The sequence below is a fragment of the Micromonospora sp. NPDC049201 genome, from assembly GCF_055586805.1.
In genome coordinates, this window is record NZ_JBVJHM010000003.1 from 1 (window position 1) to 15,767 (window position 15,767).

Sequence of the window (15,767 nt, forward strand, 5' to 3'; positions counted from 1 at the left end):
TGCCTCAAGCGCTACATCGTCCGCGAGGTCCACACCGCCCTCCTCGCTGACTTCACCACCCTCAACACCCCTTGACTTCTATAGGAGCATCCCCCGCGATCTTGCAGTTCGGGCCCCGACAAATGACCCGAAAGCCGCGCCGGACGGGCCGCAAGTGCAAGATCGCCGGGGAGGGAGGTGGGGGGAGGGAGGGAGGAGGGGGGAGGGAGGGAGGGAGGGAGGGAGGGGTCAGCAGTGGGGGACGGGGGGGCCGGTGATGGTGGACAGGTACGCGTGGCTGACGTAGGTGCCGCCGACCAGGCGGTACCACCGGGTCGTGGTGCGGTAGGTGCCGGCGATGCGCTCACCGGTCAGGTAGCACTGCACCGGCACCTGCGCGTGGGTGGCGGCGAGGCCCCGGCTCGCGTACGAGGTGCCCGCCCCGGTGCGCAGGGTCAGCGGCCCGGAGCCGACGATTGCCCGCGCCCCGCCCCCGGTCCAGAGCAGGGTCACGTTCACCCACGCGTTGTCGGTGAGCCGCAACCCGTCCCAGAACGTGCCGTCGGCCAGGTCCAGCCCGGCCGGGTTGCGCACGACCCGCCCGAACTGGTCCCGCCCGCCGTGGTAGCCGTCCTCGTAGGCGGCCTGCGCCTCGGGCCGGCCCTGCGGCAGGTCGCGCCAGTTCTCCCGGACCGTCGGCGGGTTCCACCAGTCGTCCCGGGTGTTCCACGGGCCGACGTCCCAGACCGGCGCGTACTCGCACCGGCTGCCGTTGGTGGTGCAGACCTTGACCGTGTAGTCGCCGGTGCCCCGGGGGGAGAGGCCGCGCCGGGTGGGCAGCGCCGCGAAGTGGTCCCGCGCGCCGACGACGTGCCCGTTGGCGGTGACGCCGCCGACCAGGCCGATCCGGGTCGCGTACACCCGGTAGGTGCGCCCGGCGGTGGGCTGGGTCGCGGCGGTGGCGGCCTGGTCGGCGGCGAGCGTCAGGTCGGTCACGGTGGCCTCGGCGGCGGTGCCCGGCGCGGTCAGCACGACGCGCGCCTGGACCCGGGTGACCGGCTGGTCGAAGACCGCCTCGGTGGCGTCGCGCCACTCGGTCCAGCCGCCGGCCCGCCAGCCGCGTACCTCGGCCGTCGCGGTGCCGCCATCGCCGGTGCGGGCGGCGAGCCGGGCGCGTACCCGGGTGGCGGGCCGGTCCAGCGCGCGCGGCGCGGCGAGCAGGATGCCCTCGGCGACCGGGCCGGACGCGGCGGCGGGGCGGGTGCGGGCGGTGGGGCGGGGGTCGGCCAGCCGCAGGCGGCCGGCGCGCCAGGTGACGTTGACGTCGTCGTCACCGGCGACGGCGAGGTCGGCGGACCAGCGTTCGGGTCCGGTGGCGCGGGCCGGCGCGGCGGACGCGGCGGCGGGCAGGCCGGCGGTGGCGGTGAGCAGGGCGGTCAGGGCGATGACGGTACGACGGGCTCGGGCCATGGGTTCTCCTCAGAACCCCCTGATCCTGTCCGCTTTCAGCATAAAAAATAATATCGTTCCAGATAGCGAAACATGCGAATTCCGTTCGGTGGGCGACAATGACGGGGTGCCCGAAGGTGACACCGTCTGGAACACCGCCCGCGTCCTGCACCGCGCGTTGGCCGGGGCCCGTCTCACCGGGTCGGACTTCCGCGTGCCGCAGCTCGCCACCACCGACCTGAGCGGCTGGACCGTGCGCGAGTCGGCCAGCCGCGGCAAGCACCTGCTGCTGCGTCTCGCCGGTCCGGCCGGCGAGGACCGGACGCTGCACTCACACCTGCGGATGGACGGCGCGTGGCGGGCGTACGCCCCGGGCGAGCGGTGGTCGGCCCGACCGGCGCACCTGATCCGGGTGGTGCTCCGCTCCGCCGGCGCGGTCGCGGTCGGCTACCACCTGCACGAGCTGGCGCTGATCCCGACCGCCGAGGAGGAGTCGCTCGTCGGTCACCTCGGCCCGGACCTGCTCGGTCCGGACTGGGATCCGGCCGAGGCGGTCCGCCGGCTGGCCGCGCACCCGGAGCAGAGCATCGGCGAGGCGCTGCTCGACCAGCGCAACCTGGCCGGGGTGGGCAACCTCTACAAGTGCGAGGTGCTGTTCCTGCGCGGGGTGTCACCGTGGACGCCGGTGCGCGACGTGCCCGACCTGGCCGGCACCGTGGCGCTGGCCCAGCGGCTGTTGGCGGCGAACCGGGGCCGCTGGACGCAGAGCACCACCGGGGTGCTGCGCCGGGGCGGGACCAGTTACGTCTACGGCCGCCGGGCCCAGCCGTGCCGGCGCTGCGGGACGGCGATCCGCAAGGAGGAGCTGGGCGAGCGGGTCACCTACTGGTGCCCGGTCTGCCAGCCGGAGCGGACGTGACATGCAACTTCCACGAACCGCATAAGATCACCCGAGATACGGACGATTGGGTACTTCCCTCCCGCCCGTCCGGCGTCGCATGCTGCGGTGGACCGCACCGATCGTCAGCAGCGCGTACGCCGTCACGCCGGGGTGACGGCCGGGCGCGCCCCGATCCCGGGGAGAGCCATGGTGCTGTTCCGCAGACTCCGGCCGGACCGGCCGGACCGGGCCGCCACGGTCGCCGAGGAGACCACGCCTGCCGTCCCGACCGCCCGCGCCGCCGACGAGACGCCCGCCGGACCGGCCGAACCCACCGGACCGGCCCCTCTGGACCCGGGCGGGGTGCCGCGGCTGTTCGGTCCGGTGCCGAACACCGCCGGCAGCCCGCTGCCCACGCTCGACCCGGACGGCCACCCGGTCCCCGGCACCGGCCTGCGCAAGTTCGTCGACCCGCTGCCGCTGCCGGGCCGGCCGCCCACCGCCGGGCTCGGCGCCCGACTGCCGGTCGCGGTGCCGGACACCATCACCTGGCCGGGCTGCGACTACTACGAGATCGGCCTCCAGGAGTACGCGCAGCGCCTGCACCGGGACCTGCCGGCCACCCGGCTGCGCGGCTACCGCCAGCTCAACCTGGGCACGGACGGGTCCGGCCACAACACGGTGAGCCCGCCCGACCGGCCCTGGCACCTCGGGCCGGTGATCATGGCCCGGCGCGGCCGGCCGGTCCGGGTCAAGTTCATCAACCAGCTCCCCACCGGCCGGGCCGGTGAACTGTTCCTGCCGGTCGACGAGACGGTCGACGGGGCCGGGACCGGGCCGCTTGACGGTCCCGCGCCGTACCCGCAGAACCGGGCCGTGCCGCACCTGGCCGGGGCGCGGACCGCCTGGATCAGCGCCGGCAACCCGTGGCAGTGGGTGACCCCGGCCGGCGAGATCACCCCGTACCCGGCCGGGGTGGGGGTGACGCCGGTGCCGGACATGCCGCCCCCCGGCGCGGGCGCCACCACGCTCTACTTCCCGAACGACCAGAGCGGCCGGCTGATGTGGCTGCACGACAACACGCTCGGCCTGTCCCGGCTCACCGTCTACGCCGGGCAGCTCGCGCTCTACCTGCTCACCGAACCGGCCGAGGACCGCCTCGTCGCCGACGGCGTGCTCCCCGCCGACCAGCTCCCGCTGGTGATCGAGGACAAGACGTTCGTCCCCGACGACGCGCAGCTCGCCGCGCAGGACCCGACCTGGGACCGGGACCGCTGGGGCGCCAAGGGCAGCCTCTGGCACCCGCACGTCTACCAGCCCCGGCAGAACCCGTACCGGATCAGCGGCACGAACCCGACCGGGCGGTGGGACTACGGGCCGTGGGCGCACGACCCGGACGGCGGGACCAGCCCCTGGGTCGCCCCGGTGCCGAACCCGTACCACGACCCGGTCACCGAACCCGACGAGCCACCGCTGGTCCCGGACGTGCCGCACCCCTCGGCGGTCCCCGCGGCGTACGGGGACACGCCGCTGGTCAACGGCGTCGCGTACCCGTACCTGGAGGTCGAGCCGCGGGCGTACCGGTTCCGGATCCTGAACGCCTGCGCGGACCGGGCGCTCAACCTCCAGCTCTACCGGGCCGCCTCGGACGGACCGATGTGGACGCCGGACGGCGACCCGGTCGACCCGCGCGCCGGCGAGGTGCCGATGGTCGAGGCGGTACGCGTGCCGGGGCGGCCGGCGTACTGGCCGGTGGACGGGCGCGACGGCGGCGTGCCCGACCCGGCCGCCGCCGGGCCGGAGCTGATCCAGATCGGCAACGAGGGTGGCATGCTGCCGGCGCCGGTGGTGCTGGCGAACCAGCCGGTCGGCTACCGCTACGACCGGCAGGACCCGACCGTGCTCAACGTGGACGGGCACACGCTGCTGCTCGCGCCCGGCGAACGCGCCGACGTGGTGGTGGACTTCTCCACCGTGCCGCCCGGCCGCACGCTGATCCTCTACAACGACTGCCCGGCCCCGCTGCCCCGCTTCGATCCGCGCTACGACCACCACACCGGCGCCGTCGACCGCACCGGCGCGGGTGGCCTGCCGCCGGCCCACGCCGGCTACGGCCCGAACACGCGCACGCTGCTCCAGATCCGGGTGGTCGGCAGCCCCGCGCCCCGCTACGACAGGCGGCGGCTGGCCGCCCGGCTGCCCGCCGCGTACGCGCAGAGCCAGCCGCCGCCGATCGTGCCGCAACCGGCGTACGACCCGGCGTTCGGCACCCGCACCGCCGGTCCGACGCTGGTCCCGGCGCGCGCCACCTCGGTCACGTTCACCCCGGCCGGCGGGTCCGGCCCGGTCACGCTGCCGCTGGCGGTGAAGTCGGTCGGGCAGGTGTTCGAGCCCCGGCACGGCCGGGCGGTGGGGCGACTCGGGGTCGGCCACCCGCTCGCCGGCGCGCTCGCGCCGGCCGTGCTGCCGCTCGGCCCGACCGACCCGGTCACCGAGGAGCTGTTCGTGACCGACCCGACCGTGCCGGTGGGCGCGCCGGCGGACGGCACCCAGCTCTGGCGGGTCGTCGGCGACACGGACCGGACCCATCCGGTGCACGTGGCGGGCGTCGACGTGCAGGTGGTCAACCGGGTCGGCTGGGACGGCACGCTCCGCCCACCGGAGCAGGGCGAGCTGGGCTGGAAGGACACCGTCCGGGTCAACCCCCGGGAGGACGTGGTGGTGGCGTTGCGCCCGGTCGCGCCCAGCCTGCCGTTCACGGTCGGCGACAGCGTACGGCTGCTCGATCCGAGCCGCCCGGCCGGCGCGCGGCTGGACGCCGGCCCGGTCAGCCCGGTTGACGGGCGGCCCGCGACGGTGGTCAACCAGGTGGTCAACCTCGGCTGGGAGTACCGCTGGCAGACGCGCTCGGCGGGACTGCGCGACCAGGGCATGAGCCGGCCGCTGGTGCTGCGGGTGTCGCCCCGGACGCCCACCGGCCTGACCGCCACGCCGGTGCCCGGTTCGGCCACCGTGCTGCCGGCCATCGCGCTGGCCTGGACCGGCAACGGCAGCCGCCCGCCGGCCACCAGCCATCGGCTGCAACGCGCCACCGACAGCGCCTTCACGACCGGCCGCACCGAGATCACCGTGGCCGCCACCGCGACCCGGTACACGGACGCGACGGTCACCCCCGGCGTCACCTACCACTACCGGATCCGCGCCGAGAACGCGGTGAGCTGCTCGGCCTGGTCGAACGACGCGCCGGCGGCGGTGCGGCTGACCGCGCCGTCCCGGCTGACCGCGGCGGTGCCGCCGGCCGCCCCGCTGCGGGTGGCGTTGCGCTGGGCGAACCACTCCTTCGCCACCGGGGTGGACGTGCAGCGGGCCACCAACCCGACGTTCACCAGCGGGCCGGGCACCACGGCGATCACCGTCGGCGAGGCCCACCTGGACCCGGTCGTCGCCCCGGACACCACGTACTACTACCGGGTACGCACCACGTACCTCGGCGCGGCGTCCCCCTGGTCGACGGTGGCCACGGTGACCACGCCGCCCCGGCCGGCCGCGCCCACCCGGGTCTCCGCCACCGCCGGCGGACCGGCCCCGGACACCACCACGGTGACGCTGAACTGGTCGGCGTCGACGCCGGTCGGGCCGGGCGCCGGCTTCCTCGTCGAACGCGCCACTGACGCCGGCTTCACCCGGGAGCCCACCACGTTCCGCGTCACCGGCCGCGGCTTCACCAACACCGCCCTGCCGCCCGGCGTCACTTACTACTACCGGGTCCGCGCGACGAACATCGTCGGCACCTCCCCGTGGACCCCCCCGATCCAGATCACCACCCCCGAGTGACCCGCTCGACACCCAGCCTGTCGATCATGAAGTTGACGGCCGGATCGGAGATCGACAGCGCCGCCAACCTCATGATCACCCGGGAAGGGGCGGGGTCAGGGGGTGGTTCTGAGGGGGGTGCGGAGTTCGGCCAGGGCGGAGGCGACGCCGTGCAGCAGGTCGGTGGCCTCGGTGAGGCGCGCGGCGGCCGGGTGGTGGGTGTCGGGGCGGGCGTCCTCGGCGACGTAGCCGGCGGCGGCCACCACCAGCCGCTCGTAGGCGGCCACGCCCTCGTCGAGCTGGGCGACGAGCGTGGCGTGCACCTCGGCGAGCGGCCCGCGCGGGGCCAGCTTCAGCGCGCGCTCCACGCCGGCCACCCGTCCGGCCAGCTCACGCAGCGAGTGGTCCGCCTCGGCGGCCTCCCGGACCGCCGGCTCGGCCAGCCCGGTCAGCCGGCCGGCCAGCCCGCCGAGGGTGAGCGCGGCGCGGTCCAGGCGGGCCCACGGCTCGGCCGCGGAGGTGCCGCGCAGCGCGAGGCGGGACCGGACGCGGCGTACCTCGGCGAGGACGCCGGGGCCGACGGGCAGCCGCTCGACGGCGGCGACCAGCCGGGCCCGGGAGCGGGCGGCGGCCTCGGCCGGGTCGAGCGCCGGCGGGGCCGGCACGGCGGCGAGCGCCCGGTGGTCGATCCAGCGCCAGGCGGCCACCGCGATCGCGCTGCCCGCGGCGCCGGCCCAGGCCGCGTCCGGCAGCCCCAGGCCGGCGTACGGGGTGAGCACCGCGGCGGCACCGCCCAGCCCACCGGCCAGCACGCTCCACCGCCGCGCCGAACGACGCAGCTTGGCCAGCCGCCGGAAGTGTCGCGTCCGCTCGTCCGCCATCGCTCTCCCTCGTCCGTCAGCCGGTGGTGCTCTCCCCGGCGCCGCGTTCCCGGGTCATGCTGGCCCGGATCTCGTCCAGCCGGGCGGTGGCGGCCGGGTCGGTCGGCTGCCCCACGGCCGGCCGCTGCTGCTGACCGCCGAGCTGCTCGCCGGCCATGCTCGACCGGATCTGCTCCAGCCTGGAGGACCCGGCCGAGTCGAGCGTCGCCTTCTGGATCTCCAGCATCCGGCCCTCGACCGAGTTGCCGGCCAGCTCGGCCCGGCCCATCGCGGTGGCGTAGCGGCGCTCGATGCGGTCCCGCACCTCGTCCAGGGACGGAGTGCTGGCCGGCGCGGTGAGCGACGACATCGACTCCAGCGACTTGGCCACGCTCTCCTGCATCTTGGCCTGCTCGAGCTGGCTGAGCAGCTTGGTGCGCTCGGCGAGCTTCTGCTGGAGGATCATCGAGTTGTTCTCGACCGCCTTGCGGGCCTGCGCCGCCGCGCCGAGCGCCTGGTCGTGCAGCGTCTTGAGGTCCTCCAGCGCCTGCTCACCGGAGACGAGCTGGGTGGCGAGCAACTGGGCGGACTGCTCGTAGCGCCCGGCCTCGGTCTCGTCGCCCCGGCCCCGGGCCTGGTCGGCCAGCGCGAGCGCCTGCCGCGCATTGCCCTGGAGCTGCTCCACCTCGGTCATCTGGCGGGAGAGCTTCATCTCCAACTGGCGCTGGTTGCCGATCACCGCCGCGGCCTGCTGGACCAGCGCCTGGTGCTGCCGCTGCGCCTCCTCGACCGCCTGCTGGATCTGCACCTTCGGATCGGCGTGCTCGTCGATCTTCGCGCCGAAGAGCGCCATCAGGTACTTCCAACCCTTGACGAACGGGTTCGCCATCGCCGCCTCGTCCCCTCAGTAGTGTCGCGCCTACATCGTCCCAGTCGGACACCACTCCGGCACCCGTACGACCCTGATCAACAGTACGACGCAGGCGCCACCGGCGACCATCGCGCTGGACCGGTCGGTCAGGCGGCGCAGACCACGTCCCGCTCGGCGGGGCGCACGCGGGTGCTGCGCAGCGTCGCCTTGAGCGGCGAATCCTGCCGGACCTGGACGGCCACCGCGCCGTCGGTGGTGACCTGCCGGACACCCCGGTTGGTGGCCTTGCGCACGGCGGACGGGGCCACCGGCGTCGGCTCGTCGGTCACCGGCACCAGCACGCCGGGCATCTGCTCGGCCAACGCGACCGTGTCGCTCACCTCGCGCAGCAGCTCGGACAGGCGGGCGCCGAGCGCGTCGCAGATCGCGGCGAGCAGCTCGCTGGAGGGCTCCTTCTGGCCGCGTTCGATCTCGGAGAGGTAACCGAGGCTGACGTTGGCCGCGGACGAGACCTCGCGGAGGGTGCGGTGCTGCCCCTGCCGGCGCGCCCGCAGTGCGTCACCGATCACCCGGCGTAGCAGGACCATCGCACCTCCCCTGACGGGACACCTGTCCGGCCGGTCCGCGCCGCGCCGGGGACGGCGGGCCGCCCCGGCGCCGGCGTCGCCCGCCGGAGCCTTCCCGCAACCGTACCCGTTGACCGCCACGACGACATCCCACCCCGCCTCTCCAATCCTGTGCGGAAGGCCGTGCCGGCGACCCCGCGGCCGGGCGCGTCGGCGGTCGGACGGCTCACCGCCGGCCGGCGCCCGCCGGGTCGGCGACCCCGGCGTCGTCGGTACCCGGGATGTGCTCGGCGAGCAGGCGCAGCGCCTCGATCACCGCGGCCGAGCGGATGTGGTCCCGGCCGCCGTCGAGGTCGAGCCGGCGCACGTCGCTGCCGGTGGGGCCGGCGACCGCCACGTAGACCAGGCCGACCGGCTTGTCGTCCTGCGGCTCCGGCCCGGCCACGCCGGTGGTGGCCAGTCCCCAGTCCGCGCCGCAGCGCCGCCGCCCGCCCTCGGCCAGCGCGACGGCCACGTCCGGGTCGACCGGCCCGCGCGCCGCCAGCAGGTCCTCCGGCACGCCGGCAAGCACCGCCTTCAGCTCGGTGGCGTAGACCACCAGCCCGCCCCGGTAGATCGCGCTGACGCCGGCGATCTCCACGACGGCGGCGGCGAGCAGCCCGCCGGTGAGCGACTCGACAGTGGCCAGCGTCTGGCCGCACTCGTGCAGGCGGTGCACCGCGGCGGCCGCCGGACTGCCGGCGGGCCGCTGGTGTCTCGCGTCGGTGTCTCCCATGACCGCCCCTTCTTCCCGCGCCGCGCCGGCTTACTCGCCGGCTGCCCGGATCAACGCGTGGGACGTCGCAGCCGCAGCGCCTGGGCGACGTAGTCGAAGCCGGTGGCGACCGTGACCGCCACGGCGGCACCCATGATCCAGGGACCGACCGGGGCCAGTGCCGCCGGCATCGGCCAGAGGTACCAGGTGATGGCCAGGATCTGCAACGCGGTCTTGATCTTGCCGCCCCGGCTGGCCGCGATCACCCCGTGCCGGATCACCCAGAAGCGCAACGCGGTGATGCCCAGCTCCCGGACCAGGATCACCACGGTCACCCACCAGGGCAGCCGGTCGTAGACGGAGAGCAGCACCAACGCGGCGCCGGTGAGCGCCTTGTCGGCGATCGGGTCGGCGACCTTGCCCAGCGAGGTGACCAGCTCGAACCGCCTGGCGATCCAGCCGTCGACCAGGTCCGTCGCCGAGGCCACCACGAAGATCAGGCAGGCCGCCGTCCGCCAGCCGGCGTGACTCATCCCGGACGCGACCACGGTGACCGCGAAGACCGGCACCAGCACCAGCCGCGCCGCGGTCAGCAGGTTGGCCGCGTTGAGCAGTGGCACGGGAGCGGACACCGTCGACTCCGCCCCGGTCATGTCCGGCATCGCCCCACGTGGCTTCCCCGCTCCGTCCGGGCCCGCCGTCACCGTGCCGCGCCGGGCGCCGCCGAGATCATCTCATCCGGTACGGCGATCAGGTCGACCCCCTCGGTCGCGGTCACCCGGGCCCGGACCAGGTCACCCGGGCGCAGCGCGGCCAGGTCCACCCCGCCGCCGTCCGGCGCGACGAGCGTGGTCGACCCGTCGACCTCGGGGGCCTGGTGGGCGGCCCGGCCCTCGACGACGCCGTCGGCGACCGAGTCGACAAGCACCTCCACCGTCGCGCCGAGCCGCTCCTCGGCCCGCTGCGAGCACAACTCGTCGGCGAGCGCGCTGAGCTTGTCGTAGCGCCGCTTGACCGTGGCGGCGGAGACCTTGCCGGGCAGCCCGGCGGCCTCGGTGCCGTCCTCGTCGCTGTAGTCGAACATGCCGATCGCGTCCAGCCGCGCCTCGGTCAGGAACCGGACCAGCTCGGCCACGTCCTGCTTCGTCTCGCCCGGGAAGCCGACGATGAAGTTGCTCCGCGCGCCCGCCTCCGGCGCCAGCGCGCGGGCGGAGGCGAGCAGCTCCAGGAACCGGTCGGTGGAGCCGAACCGGCGCATCCGGCGCAGCACCGGCTCGCTGGAGTGCTGGAACGACAGGTCGAAGTACGCGGCCACGCCGGGCGTGGTGGCGATCACCTCGACCAGGCCGGGCCGCGTCTCGGCCGGCTGGAGGTAACTCGCCCGCACCCGCACGATCCCGTCGATGGCGGCGAGCTGCGGCAGCAGCTTCTCCAGCGCGCGCGGGTCGCCCAGGTCCTTGCCGTAGGAGGTGGAGTTCTCGCTGACCAGGACCAGCTCCCGTACGCCGGTCTTGGCCAGCCACTCGGCCTCGGCGAGCAGCTCGTCCGGGGTACGCGAGACGAACGCCCCACGGAACGCCGGAATGGCGCAGAACGCGCACCGCCGGTCGCAGCCGCTGGCCAGCTTCAGCGAGGCCACCGGGCCGGTGTCGAGCCGGTGCCGCAGCACCTGCCGCAGGTGCGCCGGGGTGTGCGCGTCGGTCTCCGGCGCGACCCGGGTCGGCGTGCCGTGGCCGGGCAGCGAGACCGCCGCCTCGCGGCGCTTCACCGGCGTCAGCGGCAGCAACTCGCGCCGGTCGCGCGGGGTGTGCGCGGAGATCGCCTCGCCGGCCACCACCGCGTCGAGCCGGGCCGCGATGTCCGGGTAGTCGTCGAAGCTGAGCACCGCCTGCGCCTCGGGGAGACTGTCGGCCAGCTCACGGCCGTACCGCTCGGCCATGCAGCCGGCGGCGACCACCTTGGCGCCGGTGTCGGCGGCGGCCAGCAGCGTCTGGATCGAGTCCTGCTTCGCCTTCTCCACGAAACCGCAGGTGTTCACCACCACCACGTCGGCGCCCTCGCCGTCGGTGGTCACCTGCCAGCCGTCGGCATGCAGCCGGGCGGCCAACTCCTCCGAGTCGACCTCGTTGCGCGCGCACCCCAGCGTCAGCAGCGCAACCCGCCGCCCAGACAAAGAATCAGACACCATCCGAGGGTACAGGTGCAAGGAAGGGCCCCTTCTTAACGCCTGCGGTAGAGAAGGGTTCCCCTCTCACCGCGCCGGGCGCGCGGGCGCGAGGGTGCGGGCCAGGCGGTCCAGCAGGAAGACCTCGGTGCCGGCCAGGCCGGTGGAGCAGAAGACCGAGATCTGCTCCGCGCGGGTCCGGCCGGGAACCGCGCCGGCCAGCACCGCGCCCAGGTCACGCAGCCGCCCGGCGTACGGCTCGACGGCGGCGAGCATCGGCGGGGCGTACGCGGCGGCCTGCCCCGGCGAGTCGGTGACCAGCAGGTCGGCGGCGTCGAGCAGGTCGGTGCCGAACTCGTGCCGGTCGACCTGCTTGAAGCCCACGGTGTTGACGTGCGTGCCGGGGGCCAGGTCGGCGGCGGCCAGCACCGGGGTGGTGCTGGTGGTGGCGAGCACCACGAGATCGCGGTCACGTACCGCGGCGGCGGCGGAGCCGACGGCCCGGGCCGGCACGCCCAGCTCGGCCCGGACCCGGGCGGCGAACGCCTCCCGCCGGGCGGCCGAGCGGCTGTGCACGGTCACCTCGCGCAGCGGCCGGACCGCCGCGACGGCCCAGACCTGGGTCCACGCCTGGCGTCCGGAACCCACCACGCCGAGCGTGGCGGCGTCCGGTCGGGCCAGCGCGTCCACCGCCACGCCGCCCAGTCCCCCGGTGCGCCGCGAGCCCAGCTCGTCGCCGACCGCGACGGCCCGGACCGCGCCGGTACGCGCGTCGTGCAGCACGACGAGCTGCCCGCTCTCCGGGTGCCCGAACGTGTCGTACGAGCGGAAGCCGTACCACTCACCGGTCAGGTGGCCGGCGGTGAGGACCATCCGGCCGCCACCGAGCGACGCGGACGCCCGGGGCGGGGCGATCAGCCGCCCGGCGTACGAGGCCAGCAACGCGTCCCGCATGGCGGCGACGGTGAGCGGGGCGTCCACGACCGCCGCCACGTCCTCGTCGGAGAAGAGCACCGTCATGGACCCATCGTGCAACCTGAAGTTGACGTCAACTCCAGTGATGGTGGGCTTCGTCACCACGCCGCCCGACCCGCCCCGCCGGTGCTAGCGTCGGCCGTGGCGGTCCCCGGGCCGCCCCGGACGAGTGGTGGGCGTACCCGGTCAGGCACGACGCCCCGCGTGAACCGACCGCCGCCCGGCCGAGTGCCGGGCCCGCCCGTCAGAGGTGATCCGTCATGGCCTGGATCGTGCTGGTGCTCTCCGGACTGCTGGAGACCGCGTGGGCGATCGCCCTGGACCGCAGCGCCGGCTTCACCCGCCCCGTCCCCTCCGCCGTCTTCGCCGTCACGCTCGTCGGCAGCATGGCCGGCCTGGCGTACGCGCTGCGCGACATCCCGGTCGGCACCGGCTACGCGGTGTGGGTCGGCATCGGCGCGGTGGGCACCGCGCTTGTCGGCATGGTCGCGCTCGGCGAGCCGGCCAACCTGCCCCGGATCGCCTGCCTGCTGCTGGTGGTCGCCGGCGTGGTCGGCCTCAAGGTGTTCCACTGATCGGTGCGTCATCCGGTTTGGACAGCCGCCGCGCCGGGGTAGGTGATCCCCAGCTCATCGAGAAGATCACTCACGGAGGACCCCATGGCCGACGTCCACGGCACCGCCCGTCCGCGCAGCAACGCCGCCCGGATCTGCACCATCATCGCGTTCGTCTTCGCGGCGCTCGCGCTCTTCCTGTCCCCGCTGATCTTCGGGGTCCTCGGCGTGATCCTCGGCATCGTGGGCGCCGTGCTCGGCGACAAGCCCCTCGGCTGGTACGCCGCCGCCGCGAGCGTCGCCGGCGCCGTCCTCGGCTTCATCATCGCCGCCGCGCTCCTGAACGCCTGATCGCACCACCAGCACGACGAGGGCCCGCCGTTTTCCGGCGGGCCCTCGTCGTGACCGGGTCTACTCTTCGCCGCCCCGCAGGCCGGCCAGGACCTCCTCCAGCTCGTCCGGCTTGACCAGCACGTCGCGCGCCTTGGAGCCCTCGGACGGGCCGACCACGCCCCGGGTCTCCATCAGGTCCATCAACCGGCCCGCCTTGGCGAAACCGACCCGCAGCTTGCGCTGGAGCATCGAGGTCGAGCCGAACTGCGAGGTGACCACCAGCTCGACGGCCTGCACGAGCAGGTCGAGGTCGTCGCCGATGTCCTCGTCGATCTTCTTCTTGCTGTCCTGCGCCGGGGCGAGCACGTCCTTGCGGAACTCCGGCTCGCGCTGGTCCTTGCAGAACTTGACCACGTCGGCGATCTCGCGCTCGGTCACCCAGGCGCCCTGGATGCGTACCGGCTTCGACGCGCCCATCGGCAGGAACAGGCCGTCACCGCGGCCGAGCAGCTTCTCCGCGCCGGGCTGGTCGAGGATGACCCGGGAGTCGGCGAGCGACGAGGTGGCGAACGCCAACCGGGACGGCACGTTCGCCTTGATCAGACCGGTGACCACGTCCACCGAGGGGCGCTGGGTGGCCAGCACCAGGTGGATGCCGGCGGCCCGGGCGAGCTGGGTGATCCGGACGACCGAGTCCTCCACGTCGCGCGGCGCGACCATCATCAGGTCGGCCAGCTCGTCCACGATCACCAGCAGGTACGGGTAGGGGCGCATCTCCCGCTCGCTGCCGGGCGGGGCCTTGATCTCGCCGTTGCGCACCTTGCGGTTGAAGTCGTCGATGTGCCGGACCCCGTTGGCGGCGAGGTCGTCGTAGCGCATGTCCATCTCGCGGACGACCCAGTCCAGCGAGTCGGCCGCCTTCTTCGGGTTGGTGACGATCGGCGTGACCAGGTGCGGGATGCCCTCGTAGCCGGTCATCTCGACGCGCTTCGGGTCGATCAGCAGCAGCCGCACCTCGTCCGGCGTGGCTCTGGTCAGAATGGACACCAGCAGCGAGTTCAGGCAGGACGACTTACCGGCGCCGGTGGCGCCCGCGATCAGAATATGAGGCATCTTCGCCAGGTTGGCCACCACGTAGCCGCCCTCGATGTCCTTGCCGAGCGCCACCACCATCGGGTGGTGGTCGCTTGTCGCGTTGCGCGACCGCAGCACGTCGCCGAGCGACACATTCTCCGGGTCGGTGTTCGGGATCTCCACGCCGACCGCGCTCTTGCCCGGGATCGGGCTGAGGATCCGCACGTCCGGCGACTTCACCGCGTACGCGATGTTGCGGGAGAGCTGGGTGATCCGCTCGACCTTGACGCCCGGCCCCAGCTCGACCTCGTAGCGGGTCACGGTCGGACCCCGGGTGAAGCCGGTGACCTCGGCGTCCACCCCGAACTGGTCGAACACGCCGGTCAGCGCCGCGATCACCTCGTCGTTGGCCTTGCTCCGGGTCTTCGGCGCGGCGCCGGCGCCGAGCATGTTGGCCGGCGGCAGCGTGTAGTCGCCGGCCAGGCCGGTGAGCGCGAGCTGCTCGGCGCGGGTGGGCAGCGGCGAGTGCTCCGGCGGCTTGCGGTTCGCCGGCACCTTGGGCATCTTGCGCGGCAGCACGATGGTTTCCTGGAGGTCCACGCCGGCCAGCTCGTCGTCCGGGTCCGGTGGGTCCAGCGGCGGCGGGAGCCGCTTCGCCGGCCGCTTGCGCGCCGGCTTCGGCGGCGCGGCGACCTCGACCGGTTCCTCCACCTCGACGTCGTCGGACGGGATCAGGCCGGCGCGCAGCCCGAGCCGCTCCGGAATCCGGTTGATCGGCGTCGCGGTCACCACCAGCAGGCCGAACACCAGCAGCAGGACCAGCAACGGCATGGCCACCCAGGCGGTCACCGCCGACTTCAGCAGGTCACCCAGGCCGGCGCCGATCAGGCCGCCGGCGTAGTCGCGCTGCACCTCGTCGACCGGGTTCTGCCCGATGTGCAGCATCGCGGCGGTGGCCAGCAGCATCGAACCCCAGCCGACCAGGCCGCGACCGCGATGCTCCGGGTCCACCGGCGTGCGCATCAACCGCCACGCGCCGATCATCAACAGCACCGGCAGCACGATGGAGATCGCGCCGAAGAAGAGGCGCACCGTGTCGGCCAGATGCCGCCCGACCGGCCCCGCGCCGCCGCCCCAGATGCCCACCGCGGCGAGGATGGCCAGCCCGAACAGGAGCAGGCCGGCCCCGTCGCGGCGGTGCTCCGGGTCCAGCTCCCGGGTGGACGCGGCCTGCCGGCCGGCGGCCCGGAACGCCCAGCCGACCGAGTGCGCCAGCCCCATCCACAGTGCGTTGACCGCGCCGCCGACGAACGCGGCCGGGCTCGGCCCGCGGGTCGGCCGCCGCCGGGCCGGCTTGCGCGCCGCCTTCTTCGCCGGTTGACGGGCACGGTTGTTCGTGGTTCCGCGCGGCGACGCGCCGCGCCGCCGGCTCGCCTGAGAGGTACGGCCCGCCATAGAGTCACGGTAACGGCGGTAACCGGCGGAACGCCGCTTT

The 15,767-nt window shown here is 74.6% G+C and carries 13 protein-coding genes; 4 read left to right on the plus strand and 9 right to left on the minus strand.

Annotated features, from left to right (window positions below; all coding sequences use genetic code 11):
* Positions 1–228: 228 nt before the first annotated feature.
* Positions 229–1,449 (minus strand): hypothetical protein, encoded by a 1,221-nt coding sequence (locus tag ACZ6O5_RS07125; RefSeq protein ID WP_465975078.1) that lies wholly within the window; start codon positions 1,447–1,449, stop codon positions 229–231.
* Positions 1,450–1,555: 106 nt separating this feature from the next.
* Here ACZ6O5_RS07125 and ACZ6O5_RS07130 point away from each other — a divergent pair, with 106 nt between their 5' ends.
* Complete coding sequence (locus tag ACZ6O5_RS07130; RefSeq protein ID WP_465975080.1) at positions 1,556–2,347, plus strand: DNA-formamidopyrimidine glycosylase family protein; 792 nt, start codon at positions 1,556–1,558, stop codon at positions 2,345–2,347.
* A gap of 168 nt (positions 2,348–2,515) precedes the next feature.
* Positions 2,516–6,142 (plus strand): fibronectin type III domain-containing protein, encoded by a 3,627-nt coding sequence (locus ACZ6O5_RS07135; protein ID WP_465975082.1) that lies wholly within the window; start codon positions 2,516–2,518, stop codon positions 6,140–6,142.
* A gap of 95 nt (positions 6,143–6,237) precedes the next feature.
* Here ACZ6O5_RS07135 and pspM read toward each other — a convergent pair whose 3' ends face one another.
* The 7 genes from pspM to ACZ6O5_RS07170 all read right to left on the minus strand — a co-directional run bounded on the left by pspM (position 6,238) and on the right by ACZ6O5_RS07170 (position 12,356).
* Positions 6,238–7,002: a phage shock envelope stress response protein PspM gene (gene pspM / locus ACZ6O5_RS07140; protein WP_465975084.1), complete on the minus strand. Its 765-nt coding sequence runs from the start codon at positions 7,000–7,002 to the stop codon at positions 6,238–6,240.
* A gap of 16 nt (positions 7,003–7,018) precedes the next feature.
* Positions 7,019–7,870, minus strand: a complete 852-nt coding sequence (locus ACZ6O5_RS07145) for a PspA/IM30 family protein (protein ID WP_465975086.1) — start codon at positions 7,868–7,870, stop codon at positions 7,019–7,021.
* A gap of 128 nt (positions 7,871–7,998) precedes the next feature.
* Positions 7,999–8,439 carry a helix-turn-helix domain-containing protein gene (locus tag ACZ6O5_RS07150; RefSeq protein WP_281935483.1) on the minus strand — a complete coding sequence of 147 codons (441 nt, stop codon included), beginning with the start codon at positions 8,437–8,439 and terminating at the stop codon, positions 7,999–8,001.
* 205 nt (positions 8,440–8,644) lie between these two features.
* Positions 8,645–9,193, minus strand: a complete 549-nt coding sequence (locus ACZ6O5_RS07155; RefSeq protein WP_465975088.1) for a CinA family protein — start codon at positions 9,191–9,193, stop codon at positions 8,645–8,647.
* A 50-nt stretch (positions 9,194–9,243) separates the two neighbouring features.
* Positions 9,244–9,825 carry a CDP-diacylglycerol--glycerol-3-phosphate 3-phosphatidyltransferase gene (gene pgsA, locus ACZ6O5_RS07160; RefSeq protein WP_465975889.1) on the minus strand — a complete coding sequence of 194 codons (582 nt, stop codon included), beginning with the start codon at positions 9,823–9,825 and terminating at the stop codon, positions 9,244–9,246.
* 47 nt (positions 9,826–9,872) lie between these two features.
* A complete protein-coding gene (rimO, locus tag ACZ6O5_RS07165) occupies positions 9,873–11,360 on the minus strand; it encodes a 30S ribosomal protein S12 methylthiotransferase RimO (protein WP_465975090.1) in 1,488 nt (495 codons plus the stop codon).
* Between the two features lie 63 nt (positions 11,361–11,423).
* Positions 11,424–12,356 (minus strand): ornithine cyclodeaminase family protein, encoded by a 933-nt coding sequence (locus ACZ6O5_RS07170; protein WP_465975092.1) that lies wholly within the window; start codon positions 12,354–12,356, stop codon positions 11,424–11,426.
* A 215-nt stretch (positions 12,357–12,571) separates the two neighbouring features.
* Here ACZ6O5_RS07170 and ACZ6O5_RS07175 point away from each other — a divergent pair, with 215 nt between their 5' ends.
* Positions 12,572–12,886 (plus strand): DMT family transporter, encoded by a 315-nt coding sequence (locus ACZ6O5_RS07175; RefSeq protein WP_107156050.1) that lies wholly within the window; start codon positions 12,572–12,574, stop codon positions 12,884–12,886.
* 84 nt (positions 12,887–12,970) lie between these two features.
* The gene (locus ACZ6O5_RS07180; RefSeq protein WP_465975095.1) at positions 12,971–13,216 is read left to right on the plus strand and encodes a hypothetical protein; all 246 of its coding nucleotides are present in this window, start codon (positions 12,971–12,973) and stop codon (positions 13,214–13,216) included.
* 60 nt (positions 13,217–13,276) lie between these two features.
* On the opposite strand, the gene ACZ6O5_RS07185 is transcribed toward ACZ6O5_RS07180, so the two are convergent.
* Complete coding sequence (locus ACZ6O5_RS07185; protein ID WP_465975097.1) at positions 13,277–15,727, minus strand: DNA translocase FtsK; 2,451 nt, start codon at positions 15,725–15,727, stop codon at positions 13,277–13,279.
* Positions 15,728–15,767 lie beyond the last annotated feature (40 nt).

Bases quoted from the DNA above. Each gene is read 5' to 3' on its own strand.
- ACZ6O5_RS07125 (WP_465975078.1), bottom strand. From the start codon at position 1,449: ATGGCCCGAGCCCGTCGTACCGTCATCGCCCTGACCGCCCTGCTCACC.
- ACZ6O5_RS07135 (WP_465975082.1), top strand. From the start codon at position 2,516: ATGGTGCTGTTCCGCAGACTCCGGCCGGACCGGCCGGACCGGGCCGCC.
- pspM (WP_465975084.1), bottom strand. From the start codon at position 7,002: ATGGCGGACGAGCGGACGCGACACTTCCGGCGGCTGGCCAAGCTGCGT.
- ACZ6O5_RS07145 (WP_465975086.1), bottom strand. From the start codon at position 7,870: ATGGCGAACCCGTTCGTCAAGGGTTGGAAGTACCTGATGGCGCTCTTC.
- ACZ6O5_RS07150 (WP_281935483.1), bottom strand. From the start codon at position 8,439: ATGGTCCTGCTACGCCGGGTGATCGGTGACGCACTGCGGGCGCGCCGG.
- ACZ6O5_RS07155 (WP_465975088.1), bottom strand. From the start codon at position 9,193: ATGGGAGACACCGACGCGAGACACCAGCGGCCCGCCGGCAGTCCGGCG.
- pgsA (WP_465975889.1), bottom strand. From the start codon at position 9,825: ATGACCGGGGCGGAGTCGACGGTGTCCGCTCCCGTGCCACTGCTCAAC.
- rimO (WP_465975090.1), bottom strand. From the start codon at position 11,360: ATGGTGTCTGATTCTTTGTCTGGGCGGCGGGTTGCGCTGCTGACGCTG.
- ACZ6O5_RS07170 (WP_465975092.1), bottom strand. From the start codon at position 12,356: ATGACGGTGCTCTTCTCCGACGAGGACGTGGCGGCGGTCGTGGACGCC.
- ACZ6O5_RS07175 (WP_107156050.1), top strand. From the start codon at position 12,572: ATGGCCTGGATCGTGCTGGTGCTCTCCGGACTGCTGGAGACCGCGTGG.
- ACZ6O5_RS07180 (WP_465975095.1), top strand. From the start codon at position 12,971: ATGGCCGACGTCCACGGCACCGCCCGTCCGCGCAGCAACGCCGCCCGG.
- ACZ6O5_RS07185 (WP_465975097.1), bottom strand. From the start codon at position 15,727: ATGGCGGGCCGTACCTCTCAGGCGAGCCGGCGGCGCGGCGCGTCGCCG.